A 14,089-nucleotide genomic window follows, 5' to 3' on the forward strand; every position below is an offset into this window, starting at 1 on the left:
TCCGGACACGCTACCGCCCGTCGCTGTTCCCTGTTATTCAGGAACCCAAAGCGCATCAGGTCAGGCAGGCAGATTGTTTTTTTGCTGAGCGCCCGTCAGTTCAGGCGCTCAGCAAAAACGGGCAGCGGAAACTGCCCATCAGGGGATGACTCTAAATAGTTCGCGCTGTAGCAAGACGGCAAGCGAACGCAGCCAACGGCGCTACAGCGTGAAATATGGCGAGTCATCAGGCGGTGGCGCGTTCGTTCCAGCTGTCGGAATGAATGATGTTGCCGTCCTTGTAGGTCCAGGTGATTTTTTCGTAACGCAGCTCAATCTGCTCGAGGTGGTTATGCTTCTCGTAGGACGGGTCCTTGACGTCGTGCATCAGCGGGTTGACCTTCACCACCTTCACGTTCTCAAGCTTCGTGTTGAAGTACTCCACTTCCTGACCGGCGTCGTTGATTTTGTACCAGCGGAATTCAGCCGACTTCAGCGTCTGGCCGGTGGTCACCGCCTTGTACAGGTACGGGCTGGAGGCGTCGATTTCCTTGGTGAACAGGAACGGCGTGTGGATTCGCGTGCCGGTCAGCTTCCCGGTGTTGTTATCGGTCGGGATGTACAGGTTATGCTCCTGCGCCACCACCTCGATGCTGCCCTCGCGGTCCTTCACGTCCACGGAACCTTTGATGTCCGCGCCGCCGTCGTCCTTCAGCCACAGATAGACTGGTATTGCCATATTACTTCTCCATTTATACACGTCGTCCTTCAGGCTGCCTCTTTGTTGGCTGCCTTCATTTGCCCCGTTCACATAGTGAACTATGCTCCCGGGGACGCATTCAGTTGCCGCCGCGAGGCAGCCCGAATGACTGTGTGTATCATTTTAAAAAGCGCCATCATCCTGCGATGGCGCGGGGGTCATGCCCGGTGGCTGGCAGGCATTCGCCTGCGGCACCAGACTGATTTCGACACGGCGGTTCAGCGCCCGGCCTTCGGCCGTGTCGTTGGGGGCAACGGGTCGGCTCTCGCCGTAGCCCTGCACCGCAAAACAGCTCTCCGGCACGTCGCCGGTGTCGCGCATCCAGTCGCGCACCGATTCGGCACGCTTAAGCGAAAGTATCTGGTTGGATTTATCGTCGCCGGTGCTGTCGGTATGGCCCGCCACCACAATCAGCCAGCCGGGCTTCGCTTTAATGCCGACCAGCGAGTTCACCAGCAGCTTTGTCGAGCCGGGCTTCAGCACCCACCTGCCGGTGTCGAACAGCGACATGCTGTCGAGGCGGATGATTTTCGGCGCGGTTTTCTCGGCAGGCTTCAGTGGCGGAGGCGGCGGGACATAGGAACGAATGGCGTCCAGCACCGGCATGCGCAAATGCTCCCCGTGATACAGGCCGAGCCCCATTTGCAGCGGTTCACCGTGGCGCGCCCACCGATCCAGCTGCAGCGCATCCCCGCGCAGGATCTGCACGGCGCGGGCTTTCGGGGCGTAGTCATCCATCGCTATCTGCGCGTAATGCTGAATATCGAACCCCACCCGCTGCAGCAGCTGGCGGTTGTTCCACGCGCTGGCGCACAGTGCGATGATGGCGGCAAGGGTGAACAGGAAGAATGCCCGCCGTAAAGTTCTGCTGAGCGGCGTCACGCCGGCGCCCAGTGGCAACAGCGGCAGAATAAAATTCGGCAGCGTGACATCCGCTGATGAGGGTTCGGGCTGCCAGCCGGGCAGCGAATTCAGGGCAGTATGTTGAGACAACCAGCGCTGCCACAGGCTATCAGCCAGAACCGGCGCCCCCGAAGGCGTCATGTGATATACCACCATCGCCGGGTCCGCCGGAGGCATATCGTCCGACGCCGCCGTCAGCGCGGCCATCATTGTTTGTTCAGTCAGGCGAACCAGCGTATTCATCCTCACCTGCGCAGCCAGGCGGTCCGTCCCGTCCTTTTGCGCCAGCCATGTCCCGGTGCTGCACGGCACATCGTCCGCCAGCCATACCTGCATGGCCTCCCCGGCCTGCGCTGTCTGCCACAGCGGTTGTGGAACAGACGCCCCCGCCACCTTACTGTTCAACAGTAAAGGCACCGCCCGGCGGCAATCGCTCCGCACCTGGCTCAGCTGCCAGCGCAGCTCATAAAGCCCGGCCGCCAGCGCCGCCTCATCACGATGCAGCTGCGGACAGACGCTGACCATCACCGCCAGCTGCGATACGAGGTCCGGGCGTTTCCACAGAAGAATACGTACCGTCTGCTGCAGTTCAGCCGTCGGGACGTTTAACCAGCAGCCCCGTGCCGTGCGGTAAACTGGCCCGCTCTCCGGCCACCCGGCGATATCGCCGCAGACCAGCACCACCGGCAGGCGATACGGCGCGTCCGGTATCTCATCCAGCCAGGCGTTATCTACCAGCGGATCTTCCCGCCTGCGCCCGGCGAAAATCAGCCCGGCGATAACGGCGGCCAGTATCAGCGCAGCGGCCAGAATCCGCCCGCCGGAGGCCAGCGGCAGAAACAGCAGGCAGAGCAGCAGCGCCAGGATCCCGCCCCAGAGCCATAACAGGCGCAAATAGCGCACGTTCATTTCCCGGCCCCCGGCAGCAGGGTTGCAATCAGGGAATCAAGCCAGTGGTTCAGACCCCACCACAGCGCGGCGATCGCTACCAGCGACAGCCCGATGCAAACCGGCCAGCGACGTAACCCGTCCGCCAGGCCGCTGCGCCCGGAGATACCCGCCAGTACGGGACGGCTCTGGTCCGTTTCAAACGGCGGCACGCGCTCGGTCAGTACCCGAACAAGCTGGTCACGTGCCGGCTCATTCAGGGCATAACACCCTTTAAAGCCAAGCATCAGCACCCGGTGGAAACAGGTCAGCACCGCCATATCCGGCGCGGGCTCGCGCAGAACCTGACGCATCCGTTCATACAACGCGTCTCCGGCGTCCAGAGCACCAAAGTATTTCGCCTGCAGCGGACGGTCATACCAGACGATGCAGGCATCATCCTCGCCTTCGCGTCCTTTGGCGGTCTCATCCAGCAGCGCACACCAGGCGTAGAGAATATGCCGACGGCTCGCCTCGCTGACGTCCGCAGCCTCAAGCTTCGCCATCACCTGTTCAATATGATCTACACAATGTCGCCACAGGCGGTCGCCCTCCCCGTCGGCCAGTCTTGCGCCGAACCGCAGTTCCGTCACCGTCAGCCACGCGTCCGCCATCAGGGCGTCGATATTTATGTCCTGTTTCATGAGCGCAGCACCGCAAACAGTTCAAGTTCCGGATCGCCCAGCAGACCGGGGACGTAAAAGACACAACTGCCTTCCAGCAGCATCGCCCGCGCCGCCGGATGGGTCATATCAAGGGTGAAATACTGGTTTTCCAGGCGCAGCGGGATAGCCGCAGGGACGTGGCTCATCGCGCGCAAAGGAATGCCGGGCTGCGAACCGTTGACCACCCTGTCGACTTCATCCGGGCTACCCGCTTTGCACTGAAGCGGAAACTGCTCCAGCAGTTGCGCTACCGGCAGCGGCGAGCGTACCGAGAGATAAAAATCCGCCTCTTCACGCAGTCTCGGATCGTGGAGACGGGCGTGCCAGCGCTTGCGCCGCTCATCGCGGACCATGTCAATCGCCACGACCCGGGATGGCAGGCTGGCTTCCAGCAGCACACCCAGTAGGTCAAACAACGGCGGGAAGACCGCCGTTAGCTGCTCATGACGATAGGCCGGAATATCGGCGGTGGTGTGATCAAGAGAAAACGTCAGCAGGCTGCCTGCAAGACCGGCCAGCGCCTGATAAAGCCGCTCCGGGTGCACCTGCGGATAGCGCACAAAATGGCTCAGCACCGGCTCCGCGCTGTTGAGCGCATTCAGCAGCCAGAACAGCGACACGTCCGCCACCGCGAAGTCGGCCATCCGTTCGTTGCTCTCCCGGCGCATAGACATCAGGCGCTGCAGGCGCGCACGTAGCTGACCCGTCAGATATTCGGTCTGCTCCGTTAGCCAGCGGCTGGCCTGCACGTTCAGCAGCGGCGGGATAAACGACGCGTCCTGCGACCAGTCTCCCTGGCTGTCGCGCTTAAGACGGGCCACGGCGACGGTCTGGTAATTGCCGTTGTCGTTATCCTCTGTACGCAGCGTCAGCTCCGGCTGCATTACCGCAATCTGGCGGCTGTCATCCCCATAGCGGTTACGCACCTCCCGCCAGGCCAGACGCCAGCGCACAGGACGCTCCGCTTTCTGCTCCGGTTGCAGGCAGTTGCCGCCGTTTTCATACTCATGGGGCAGCGCCAAAACCACCGTCAGTTCGTGGCTTTCTGTTTCCGGTAAGGTCATCACGGGCGGCAACGCATCGGCGTTATCGCTATCAGTGAGCGTTCCGTCGGCGAAACGTACGCACAGGTGGTCGGCCTTCAGTTTCCCCTGCTTCAGCAGCGCGGCGTCAAAAGCCGTCCGCGCAACCCCCCAGGGATGTATTACTCCCAGTCGGGCGACACACTCGGTGTGCCAGGCCGCTTGCGCGGCCTCCTGCTGAAAATGTTGAGGGGAAACCATCTGGCCCCGCCCCCACAGCGGTCGTACTGTTTTCATCCCTGCCCCCGCCTTACGCTTTCGCTTTCGGCATCTGAGAAACCAGAGACAGGTTCACGTCCATACCTTCCACCTGGAAGTGCGGCACCGCGTACAGCTTCACCCGGAAGAAGCCCGGATTGTCCTCGATATCTTCCACCACCACCTTCGCGTCGCGCAGCGGGTGTGAGGCCTGCAGCTCGTCGCCCGGGTCGGTCATCTCCGTCACCAGACCGCGCACCCAGGTGTTGAGCTCCAGCTCCAGCAGGCGGCGATCCTTGGTGGTGCCGATGTTTTCACGCTGAACGAGCTTCAGGTAGTGCGCAATGCGCGACAGCAGAAAGATATACGGCAGGCGCGCGTTGATGCGGCTGTTGGCGGTGGCGTCGGCGGTGTCGTACAGCGCCGGCTTCTGGGCCGAGTTGGCCGAGAAGAAGCAGGCGTAGTCGCGGTTTTTGTAGTACGACAGCGGGATAAAGCCGAGGCTGGCGAACTCAAACTCGCGGGTTTCCGGGATCATCACCTCCGACGGGATCTTCACCTGGTTGCCTGTGCCCAGATCGTAGAGGTGGATCGGCAGATCTTTCACCGCTCCGCCCGCCTGCGGGCCACGGATCTGCACGCACCAGCCGTTATTAATAAAGCTTTTCACCATGTTGGACGCGAAGGAGAACGAGGCGCTGGTCCACAGGTATTTCTCGTGGTCCGGGCCTTTCACCTGCTCGACGTAGTTGAAGCTGCGCACCGGCACGGTGTCCGGTCCATACGGCAGGCGGCCCAGCACGCGCGGCATCACCAGCCCGATATAGCGCGCGTCGTCGGTGTCGCGGAAGGATTTCCATTTGATGTACTCGGCGCGGTCGAAGTAGTTGCCGATATCCTTGATGGCGGCAACCTCTTCCATGGACTCTTTCAGAAAGAAGGCCGGACCCACGGCGCCGATAAACGGCATATGGGCCGCGGCGGAGACGCCGGAGATGTTGCGCAGCAGCGCCACGTCCTGCGGGCTGGCGTCGAACTCATACGCGGAGATCACCGAGCCAATCGGCTCGCCGCCCGGGGTGTCGTACTCGGCGGTGTAGGTGTGCCAGTAGAGGCCGCTCTGAATCAGCTCCGGCGCGTCTTCGAAGTCCTGGCGCAGATCGTCTTTGGAGACGTCCAGAATTTCGGTTTTGACGTTCTGGCGGTAGTCGGTGCTGTCCACCAGCTGCTTCAGGCCGCGCCACAGGGATTCCACCTTCTGGAACTCAGGATGGTGCATCACCGCGTCCAGCTGGCGGCTGATTTGATAATCCAGCTCCGCGATATGGTGGTCAATCAGGGTCTTGTCGAGCTTCTCCACGGTCTTTCCGGACTGACGGATGCAGTCCATAAATACCTGCATCGCCGCCGTCAGTCGTTCGCCCGCCGGGGCGTCGGACAGCGCGGCATCATCCAGAAAGTCGTTAATATCGCCCAGGCGGGACGCCGGGGTCAGGTTGATTTTGTCAAACAGGGAGGCGTAAACGCTCTCTTTTTCCAGTACAGCGGTCTGCCCCTGCGCGGGGGCGGTTTCAGTATTTACAGACATCAGCATATTCCCGGTTAATCCATTAAATAACGCACGCCGTTTATTTCGGGGCCAGCGCGCTCATTTCGTCGCGTAATTCCTGCGTCAGCGCCGGGTCTTTCAGGATTTTCTCAAGCTCTTTTCTGAAAGTGGCGTTATCAAGCAGGTTGGATTTGAGGTCGCGTAACAAATTACGCATCGCCAGCATGGCGCGGAGCTGGGGAATCTGGCGGGCCACCTGCTCCGGTTCGAAATCTTTCATATCGGCGAAGCGGAGCTGAATATTTTCTTCGGCGCTATCGCCGGCCAGCGTGTTCTGTACCGTGAGGCTGATTTCCGGGCTGAATTCCGAAAGTACGCTGTTGAAGTTATTTTTATTGACGTTGATTTTTGCTCTTTCCGATAATGGCCGGTCTTCTTTGCCATTACTGAAATCACCGATGGTGAGGAGTTTCAGCGGCAGCTCGACTTTCTTCTGCGCGCCTCCTGTGTGCAGAGCCAGCTTTAAATTAATGCGTGCCTTGGGCACCTCATTCTGGAACGTATCAGCCATAGCGGTCCCTTCCCGTGAGGAATAATGTGTTAAAGATAACGGTGTGTGATGACCCGGACATAGTAGAGCAAAGCGCCAAAAAATATCAACCAGCCGGTTGCAAAGTCCATTATAAGACTTTCCTCAGGCATCTTAAGGCAAATGTAAAAATGAAACGCATGAGACAAACAAAGCCGGTATGTAATAACAACCATTTGCTTACAATAAAGGCAGAATGTATACCTCATGCAGCAATATGAATTAAATTCATATCTGAATACACAGAGTTGATTGATGCAAATCAATATGCAGGTAAACACTTGTCATTCCGGATACTGAAAAGAACACAAACAGTGGGCGTAAGAAATAAATTATTTTTTATCGTTTACCGACCATGAAAAAGCCCAGCTATGGGCATGGATATGGTTATAATTAATGGCTGACAAGATTAATATAAAACTTACAAATAATACTTGTCAGATATCCGGTATCGATGGTTAAACCGGACAACATATAGATTCGCGTTGAGCGAAAAAGAAATAGCGGCATTTCATTCAGCGGATATATTAAAACAGAGCTTACAATAATGCCTCTCGCTCATTAATTCCTGCCTGGCGCCGGGTAAAGCGGGTTTACCGCTTAAAGGCCCGGCCGGCAGAGATTGCCAGCGCCCGTTCGAAAGCGACGCGCCCTGTTCCCGCCAGCCAGGACTCAATGGATTGCAGCGGAGGAGTCATTTGCCGCATCGCCGCCAGATCGGCACGTCCCACCAGCCGTCCATCATCCCCAGGTTCGCATTCCCTCTCCCGCCAGGCTATATCTTAGACACCTTTCTTCATACAGGAGTGAATAAGATGGGCAAAAAGATTCTGATGCTGGTGGGCGATTACGCCGAAGATTACGAAACTATGGTGCCGTTTCAGGCATTACAAATGATCGGTCATCAGGTTGATGCGGTCTGTCCAGATAAAACAAAAGGCGACTTCATTATGACCGCGATCCATGATTTTGACGGCGCCCAGACCTACAGCGAGAAACCCGGGCACCGCTTTGTTCTCAACGCCGATTTTACAACGGTGAAAGAACAGGATTACGACGCACTATTAATCCCCGGCGGCCGGGCGCCAGAATATCTGCGCCTGAATGCGGAAGTGCTTAAACTGGTGCAGGCATTTGACGCGGCGCGTAAACCTATTGCTGCCGTTTGCCACGGCCCCCAGCTGTTGGCTGCTGCGGGGGTATTAAAAGGCCGCACCTGCAGCGCCTATCCGGCCTGCGCGCCGGAAGTGCGGCTCAGCGGCGGACATTTTGCCGACATCGGTATCGATCAGGCGCATGTGGATGGCAATCTGGTGACCGCCCCCGCCTGGCCCGCTCATCCGCAATGGCTGGCGAAATTTGCCGAATTGTTGCAGTAGCAAACCTGACAAATATAAAAGGCCGGAACGGATCATCGGGGATTACCGTCTGAAGGCGATGCTGGCGCTAAAAATCGCGCCAGCATCGGTTTTAATGGCAGTTAAAAAAGATTATCGGCAATGCTGTAAGCTCAGCTTTTGGGGGAGACGGTGCAGACTTTCGCCGAAGCAGGGCCAGACGCGATCGCTGCCCGTCTGGTCATTCGATATAACCAGAACAACCGGGAACCACGATATGATAAGTTCGGAAATAACCCCTTTGCTGCTGCAGCCGTTTTCAACCTAAATGGCGTTTAGCCTCCTTACGCACCCGGTGCAGTACATGATGTTTGATCCCACTGTAATCCGGGTGTTCAGACAGATTCTCGATATCACGTTCCCGGCCAAAAGGCAGGGCGATCTCCTCAACAATTTTTCCTGGGTTTGCTGACATAATCAGAATGCGATCGGCGAGGAATAGCGCCTCTTCCACGTCGTGAGTGACAAAAAGCAGAGTGGTGCCGGTATTAAGCCAGGCCTCACGCAGCAGTTCCTGCATCATCAGACGGGTTTGCGCATCGAGCGCGCCGAAGGGTTCATCCAGTAACAGCACATCCGGGCCGGGTAGCCAGGCGCGCGCCAACGCTACCCGCTGTTTCATGCCGCCTGAAAGCTGCCAGGGCGAATGGTGCTCAAAGCCTTGTAGGCCAACGAGTCCAAGCCATTCCATCGCACGGGCGTTAATTTCATCTTTGCGGTGCTTACCCAGCCGAGGACCAAAGGTGACGTTTTCCAGTACCGATAGCCACGGAAAAAGGTTAGGCTGCTGGAAGATCATTCCGCGATCCGGCCCCGGCTGGCGGACCGGTTTCCCCCCCGCCACCACCCGCCCCCGATCCGGTTTGTTAAACCCGGCGACCAGGTTAAGAATAGTGGACTTACCGCAGCCGGAAGGCCCCAGGAGCACCACAAATTCTCCTTTGTGGAGCGACAGGCTGATATCTTCCAGCACCGTGAACGGCTGTGGCTTCGCCGCAAAAGCGAGCGATACGTTTTCCAGCGTGATAGCACTCATTATTCTTTCCCCGCCCAGGGTACAAACAGGCGCTGCAGCCCCAGCAGCAGTAAATCCAGCACGTAGCCAATGCCACCCAGTAGCAAAATGCCAAGCATGACGATATCGGTGCGTAAATAGGAACTGGCGTTAATGACCATCCAACCCAGCCCCGAACTGGCAGCAACCATCTCCGCCGCGATAAGCGACGTCCAGCCAATGCCAATCGACAGCCTGACGGTGGTGAACAGTTCCGGTAACGTATCCGGTAACACCACGCGCAGAAAGATCTGTTTGCGTGAAGCACCAAGCGTTTGCGCCACACGAATGCGCGAACGACCAATACGCTCTACCGCAGCAGATGCCCCCACCACCACGCTAAGGAAAGTGGCAATAAAGATGAGAAAGAACTTCGAGGCCTCACCAATCCCCAACCAGACGACCGCCAGCGGAATAAGGGCAATTTTGGGTAGCGGGCGCAAAAACTGCACAAACGGATTCAGCACCGCCGCCAGACCTTCCGACAGCCCCATCAATAATCCCAGGGGAATACCGATGATGATTGCCACAGAAAAAGCGCTTAACGCACGTGCCAGGCTGACGGCAACATGCTCCCACAGCGGCACCTGACGATAACCATCCGCCAGCAACTCTTCGGTCGTCAGGCCTATATCCGTTAGCGATGGCAGCAGCAGCGGATCAACCCATTGCCGCGAGGCCGCCACCTGCCAGACGATAAAGAAAACAGTGACCGAAACGACGCTGATGGCAATGTGATAACTCAATCTCATTGCGCGGCTACCGCTGCGTCACGGATATAACGGGAGTTAATGGCGCTGTCCCAGCTGGCCGGGATATCACGTTGGCGAATCTCACCGATATCAGCAAGGAAGTGAGAGGTTTTGGTCAGCGCTTTCCCAATCCCGCTGTCGGTGGTTTGCGTACCGTTCCCCAACCATTGCGCCGTACCCTGCTGGCTCAGCGTGGGATATTCCAGCCCACCCAACGTATTGACGGCGGTCGTCACCGGCGCGCCCACCTCTTTCGCAACAATGGCCGCCGCGCGCTCCGGGTCTTTCTTAAACTCATCGACTTTTTGCTGATGAACACGCAGGAACGCGCTGACGGTTTGCGGATACTGCTCAGCAAAAGCTTTACGCACAACGTAGTTGTTATAAATCAGGTAGCCATCTTTTTGCAGATCTTTGGTTGCGAACACCTGATGCCCGCCAGAAGTCTCCAGTTCCTGAGCAAACGGCGCCCAGACATAGCCCGCGTCGATATCACCGCGTTTCCAGGCTGCGACCATTTCCGCCGGACGCAGCGGCAATAACGTTATTTTACTGCGGTCGAGATGGTTAACGCTGATAGCGGCCTCAAGCGCATATTGCGCCGTCGAGTTTGGCGGATAGGCTACGCGTTTACCCTCAATATCTTTAATGCTGGCAATACCGTCTTTACCAATTAAACGCTCGTAGCTGGCAATCACGCCAGAGACGCCGATAATTTCCACCGGCAGTTTTCTGACAATGCCTGCCGTTGCCGGGCTGGATCCAAAATTAGCAATATCAATCGCATTGCTGGCAAAGTAATTTAACGCATCAGCACCGGACGCAAATTGCACCCATTTCACCTTGCTGTTGAGTGCCTTATCCAAAGAACCATCGGCCTTAGCCAGCATCAGCACCTGAGAACCGCCGCTATATGCCACCCGAACTTCCGCTGGCGTTTCGGCAAAGCTGCTATTAACCCACAGGCCACCCGCTGCAAGTAAGACACAGAGACTTTTATTCATTTAATTTATCCTTTAAATAACAACGTTTTTAATGCCATGTCTCGCGTTGCGCCAGCCATAGCCGGGCACACTGCCGGGCGAGCGCTTCTGCGGGATCAATTGACACGGCCAGATGCGGTGAGGTCACCTCAGCCAGCGCAATCGGCACTTCTGTACAGGCCAGCACCAGCCGCTCTGCGCCACGATCGCGCAATGCCTGGGCCTGTAGACTCAGCAGTTCTCCGCCGGTACGCAGTTCGCCGCGTTTTACCGCATAGCATCCCGGCACAAACCACTGCCGCAGTTCTTCTTGCGTTGGCTGTACGCTTTCGATCCCCATCGCGGTAAATCCGTGCTGAAACCAACCGGCATCCAGCGTGCCCTGGGTAGCGATAATCCCGACCCGCCGGGGTTTCTCTTTCCCGTCGAATACCGCCAGCGTGGCGTCCACAATATGCAGCAACGGTGCGTCGCTATGCTGCGCCAGCGCCTCATACCAGTGGTGCGCCGTATTACAAGCAATGGCAATATGACTGACGCCCACGCGGTTCAGCTGTTCCACACCGTACAACAACTGCGGCAGCGGGGATGGCCCCGTTCCCGCCAGCGCCCGCTGGCGATCCGCAATTTGCGGCACATTCCATACCACATGGGGAATTTGCTGTTGGTCGCTGCTGGCGGGCGTTGCCCGCAGCAATTTATGCATCAGATCCAGCGTCGCCAGCGGCCCCATGCCGCCAAGAATTCCCAGCAGAAATGGTGTACTCATGATGGCAAAGAATCGGCGATGACCTGACGGTAGCCAAACAGACCTGCGCTTCCCCCCGTATGGATAAACACCACATTCTCATCCCTGCGGAAATGACCTTTACGGATCAGATCAATCAATCCGGCCATGCCTTTTCCGGAATAGACGGGGTCGAGCAGAATCCCCTCGTGCTGCGCCAGCAACTGCAGCGCCTCAAGCATCCCTTCGGTGGGCAAGCCATAGCCTTCGCCGACATAATCACTGTTCGCCACCACCGCCTCACGCGGCAATTCACCCGGTACACCGAGCAGTTCCCGCGTCTGCTGCGCCAGACGCCAGACGTTGTGTTCCTGTTTTTCGCGCGGAGCGCGGACGCTAATCCCGAGGAGAGGAATACCGCTGTGCGTGGCAGTTAAGCCCGTAATCAGGCCAGCCTGTGTACCTGCGCTACCGGTGGCATGAACGATATGATCGATGCGCAGCCGTAGCTGGCTGGACTGCCAAAGCAGTTCTTCCGCGCAGGAGACGTAGCCCAGCGCGCCGATAGCGTTCGAGCCTCCACCGGGGATGACATAAGGGGTGTGGCCCCTGGCTCGCAGGCTTTCCGCGTGTTGTTCCATTGCCTGCTGCATATCCGTACCGCCGGGAAGATGAGCGATAATTTTGCCCCCGAGTAAACCGTCCAGCAGCACATTGCCGGATTGCTGATACTCATCACCCAGCGTCGTGACGCGTTGTTCGAGAAAAATATGCGTTTCCAGACCCAGTCTGGCTGCCGCCGCGACGGTCTGACGCACATGGTTAGACTGCGTGGCGCCCTGGGTAATGATAATATCCGCCTGTTTTGCCTGGGCATCGCCCAGCAAAAACTCAAGTTTGCGGGTTTTATTACCGCCAGTGGCGAGGCCTGTGCAATCGTCTCGTTTTATCCAGATATTTGGCCCCTCCAGCAAGCGTGAAAGCTGCGTGAGAGGCTCCAGAGGGGTCGGGAAGTGGCCAAAATGAAGCCGGGGGAAACGCGCCAGATGCATAATAACTCCTGTAAAAAATGACTACGCAGCAAATTAAAATTTTGCCGCGAGGATAAAAGGTTCATACAATATTAAGTATGACTATATTTATTTTCTCACTGATGACTTACCAAGTTTTTCAGCTATGGTTATGAGAAAAAAAGATAAAATAGTGCTTTTATTTATTTTGTTCATCAGCACTAATTAACCGGACATAATACCAACGCTTCGAACAGATAACCCAAAGACGTATTTAACCAGGCAGACAACCTCAGGTATTTAATGCTTCCAGGGCGACAAACGCCTGCCAGCTCACCTCATCGATCCAGATACCCTCTTGCCGACGGCGGGTATACGCTCGCAATTCCGGCTCTCCGGGGATCTGCACATTGCGCCCTTCCTGCCCGCTACGCACCCAGTCCACCTGCGCTAATAGCGCCTGCTGGTAACTCTCCTGCGCCCCCAGTCGCGCAGGATCAAATAAAATCGACAGCATATTGTTGATGATTCCGGCACGTGGCGGAATTTGCTGGCTTTCGGTTTCGCCGCCGGTCAGCGCAGCGCCGAGTAGACTACAAATCAGCGACAATCCTGCGCCTTTATGCCCGCCAAAAGGCAGCAAGGCACCGAACGGTTCCGTCATTAATACCGCAGGGTCGGTGGTGGGTTGTCCGTTCGCATCTACCGCACATCCTTCAGGGATGGCTCGCCCTTCATTCCATGCAATGCGCGCTTTATTGCCTGCTATGGCGCTGGTTGCGAAGTCAAGGATAACCGGGGGCCGGTTCGCGAGCGGTACCCCGACACAAAAAGGATTTGTGCCGAGTCGGGCACCGAGTCCATCGAAAGGCAGTACGACCGACGGCGCTGCCACGTTGGCAAAATGGAGCGAGACTAGTCCGGCGTCCGCCGCCTGTTCCGCCCATGCGCCGATTCGTCCAAGATGGTGGGTATTAGACAATCCGATGATTGCCACCCCAAACTCGCGCGCACGCTCAATACCCACGGCCATAGCCTGTTCGCCCAACGCCTGGCCGAAGCCGTGCCCCCCATCAAAAGAGACGATCGGTCCGGCATCAGACAACATGGTGAGCGTGGCGCCAGGGTTCAAATCCCCTGCCAGAATGGCCCGAATATAGCGCGGTAACAAGGTCACGCCATGAGAGTCGTGGCCTTTTAGTGAGGCTTCGACCAGGTTATCCGCGACCTTTTGAGCGATATCAGGTTCGGTGCCAACCCTTACCAGATGGCGCTGCAAAAGCGAACGTAAATAATGATCCGAAAATAAAGGCATGATGAGGCTCGCAATGACTGCCCCTACATTGATAAGGGCTATTTAAAAGATGAACCCGACTATACTGAGAATATATTTATGACCTAAACATGAATAATGACTAAGCTTTTCCGCCTGGTAAATAACAAGCCACAAATATCGTTATTCATTTCTCTGATATTCATTTTCATTTAAATCACTTCCTTTCCCGCTCGCCTCT

The 14,089-nt window shown here is 57.1% G+C and carries 13 protein-coding genes and 1 pseudogene; 1 reads left to right on the plus strand and 13 read right to left on the minus strand.

All coding sequences use genetic code 11. The annotated features are described in order from the left end of the window. Positions 1–226 precede the first annotated feature (226 nt). The 7 genes and pseudogenes from hcp to ABLU67_RS02760 all read right to left on the minus strand — a co-directional run. Complete coding sequence (hcp, locus tag ABLU67_RS02730; protein WP_014229074.1) at positions 227–718, minus strand: type VI secretion system effector Hcp; 492 nt, start codon at positions 716–718, stop codon at positions 227–229. A 144-nt stretch (positions 719–862) separates the two neighbouring features. Beyond that, positions 863–2,551, minus strand: a complete 1,689-nt coding sequence (locus ABLU67_RS02735; RefSeq protein WP_224385298.1) for an OmpA family protein — start codon at positions 2,549–2,551, stop codon at positions 863–865. Then, positions 2,548–3,213, minus strand: coding sequence for a type VI secretion system protein TssL, short form (gene tssL / locus ABLU67_RS02740; RefSeq protein ID WP_014229072.1), 666 nt, complete (start codon positions 3,211–3,213; stop codon positions 2,548–2,550). The genes ABLU67_RS02735 and tssL overlap by 4 nt, the downstream gene beginning before the upstream one ends. Beyond that, positions 3,210–4,553 carry a type VI secretion system baseplate subunit TssK gene (gene tssK, locus ABLU67_RS02745; protein ID WP_316534702.1) on the minus strand — a complete coding sequence of 448 codons (1,344 nt, stop codon included), beginning with the start codon at positions 4,551–4,553 and terminating at the stop codon, positions 3,210–3,212. The genes tssL and tssK overlap by 4 nt, the downstream gene beginning before the upstream one ends. 13 nt (positions 4,554–4,566) lie before the next feature. After that, positions 4,567–6,102, minus strand: coding sequence for a type VI secretion system contractile sheath large subunit (gene tssC, locus ABLU67_RS02750; RefSeq protein ID WP_025108179.1), 1,536 nt, complete (start codon positions 6,100–6,102; stop codon positions 4,567–4,569). Between the two features lie 40 nt (positions 6,103–6,142). Continuing rightward, positions 6,143–6,634 carry a type VI secretion system contractile sheath small subunit gene (gene tssB, locus ABLU67_RS02755; RefSeq protein ID WP_014229069.1) on the minus strand — a complete coding sequence of 164 codons (492 nt, stop codon included), beginning with the start codon at positions 6,632–6,634 and terminating at the stop codon, positions 6,143–6,145. Between the two features lie 611 nt (positions 6,635–7,245). Continuing rightward, positions 7,246–7,398, minus strand: a pseudogene (locus ABLU67_RS02760) (NmrA family transcriptional regulator); the annotation flags it as partial. Between the two features lie 69 nt (positions 7,399–7,467). Between ABLU67_RS02760 and ABLU67_RS02765 the strand changes: the two are divergent. Continuing rightward, a complete protein-coding gene (locus ABLU67_RS02765) occupies positions 7,468–8,031 on the plus strand; it encodes a DJ-1/PfpI family protein (protein WP_025107032.1) in 564 nt (187 codons plus the stop codon). A gap of 277 nt (positions 8,032–8,308) precedes the next feature. Here ABLU67_RS02765 and ABLU67_RS02770 read toward each other — a convergent pair whose 3' ends face one another. From ABLU67_RS02770 to ABLU67_RS02795, 6 genes are all read right to left on the minus strand, one after another. Then, the gene (locus ABLU67_RS02770; protein ID WP_038424380.1) at positions 8,309–9,085 is read right to left on the minus strand and encodes an ABC transporter ATP-binding protein; all 777 of its coding nucleotides are present in this window, start codon (positions 9,083–9,085) and stop codon (positions 8,309–8,311) included. Beyond that, positions 9,085–9,855 carry an ABC transporter permease gene (locus tag ABLU67_RS02775; RefSeq protein WP_064375455.1) on the minus strand — a complete coding sequence of 257 codons (771 nt, stop codon included), beginning with the start codon at positions 9,853–9,855 and terminating at the stop codon, positions 9,085–9,087. Before ABLU67_RS02775 ends, ABLU67_RS02770 begins: the two co-directional genes overlap by 1 nt. Further along, complete coding sequence (locus ABLU67_RS02780; protein ID WP_014229064.1) at positions 9,852–10,859, minus strand: glycine betaine ABC transporter substrate-binding protein; 1,008 nt, start codon at positions 10,857–10,859, stop codon at positions 9,852–9,854. The genes ABLU67_RS02775 and ABLU67_RS02780 overlap by 4 nt, the downstream gene beginning before the upstream one ends. Before the next feature lie 28 nt (positions 10,860–10,887). Further along, complete coding sequence (locus ABLU67_RS02785; protein ID WP_038424378.1) at positions 10,888–11,607, minus strand: aspartate/glutamate racemase family protein; 720 nt, start codon at positions 11,605–11,607, stop codon at positions 10,888–10,890. Then, positions 11,604–12,617: a D-cysteine desulfhydrase gene (locus tag ABLU67_RS02790; RefSeq protein WP_025107029.1), complete on the minus strand. Its 1,014-nt coding sequence runs from the start codon at positions 12,615–12,617 to the stop codon at positions 11,604–11,606. The genes ABLU67_RS02785 and ABLU67_RS02790 overlap by 4 nt, the downstream gene beginning before the upstream one ends. 250 nt (positions 12,618–12,867) lie before the next feature. Next, positions 12,868–13,890 (minus strand): malate/lactate/ureidoglycolate dehydrogenase, encoded by a 1,023-nt coding sequence (locus ABLU67_RS02795; RefSeq protein WP_102802780.1) that lies wholly within the window; start codon positions 13,888–13,890, stop codon positions 12,868–12,870. Between the last annotated feature and the right edge of the window lie 199 nt (positions 13,891–14,089).

It is taken from the genome of Klebsiella sp. GN_Kp190, assembly GCF_040061795.1.
GTDB classification, from domain to species: Bacteria; Pseudomonadota; Gammaproteobacteria; order Enterobacterales; family Enterobacteriaceae; genus Klebsiella; species Klebsiella michiganensis.

Bases quoted from the DNA above. Each gene is read 5' to 3' on its own strand.
- ABLU67_RS02765 (WP_025107032.1), top strand. From the start codon at position 7,468: ATGGGCAAAAAGATTCTGATGCTGGTGGGCGATTACGCCGAAGATTAC.
- ABLU67_RS02780 (WP_014229064.1), bottom strand. From the start codon at position 10,859: ATGAATAAAAGTCTCTGTGTCTTACTTGCAGCGGGTGGCCTGTGGGTT.
- ABLU67_RS02775 (WP_064375455.1), bottom strand. From the start codon at position 9,855: ATGAGATTGAGTTATCACATTGCCATCAGCGTCGTTTCGGTCACTGTT.
- ABLU67_RS02795 (WP_102802780.1), bottom strand. From the start codon at position 13,890: ATGCCTTTATTTTCGGATCATTATTTACGTTCGCTTTTGCAGCGCCAT.
- ABLU67_RS02770 (WP_038424380.1), bottom strand. From the start codon at position 9,085: ATGAGTGCTATCACGCTGGAAAACGTATCGCTCGCTTTTGCGGCGAAG.
- tssK (WP_316534702.1), bottom strand. From the start codon at position 4,553: ATGAAAACAGTACGACCGCTGTGGGGGCGGGGCCAGATGGTTTCCCCT.
- ABLU67_RS02735 (WP_224385298.1), bottom strand. From the start codon at position 2,551: ATGAACGTGCGCTATTTGCGCCTGTTATGGCTCTGGGGCGGGATCCTG.
- hcp (WP_014229074.1), bottom strand. From the start codon at position 718: ATGGCAATACCAGTCTATCTGTGGCTGAAGGACGACGGCGGCGCGGAC.
- ABLU67_RS02790 (WP_025107029.1), bottom strand. From the start codon at position 12,617: ATGCATCTGGCGCGTTTCCCCCGGCTTCATTTTGGCCACTTCCCGACC.
- tssC (WP_025108179.1), bottom strand. From the start codon at position 6,102: ATGTCTGTAAATACTGAAACCGCCCCCGCGCAGGGGCAGACCGCTGTA.
- tssL (WP_014229072.1), bottom strand. From the start codon at position 3,213: ATGAAACAGGACATAAATATCGACGCCCTGATGGCGGACGCGTGGCTG.
- tssB (WP_014229069.1), bottom strand. From the start codon at position 6,634: ATGGCTGATACGTTCCAGAATGAGGTGCCCAAGGCACGCATTAATTTA.
- ABLU67_RS02785 (WP_038424378.1), bottom strand. From the start codon at position 11,607: ATGAGTACACCATTTCTGCTGGGAATTCTTGGCGGCATGGGGCCGCTG.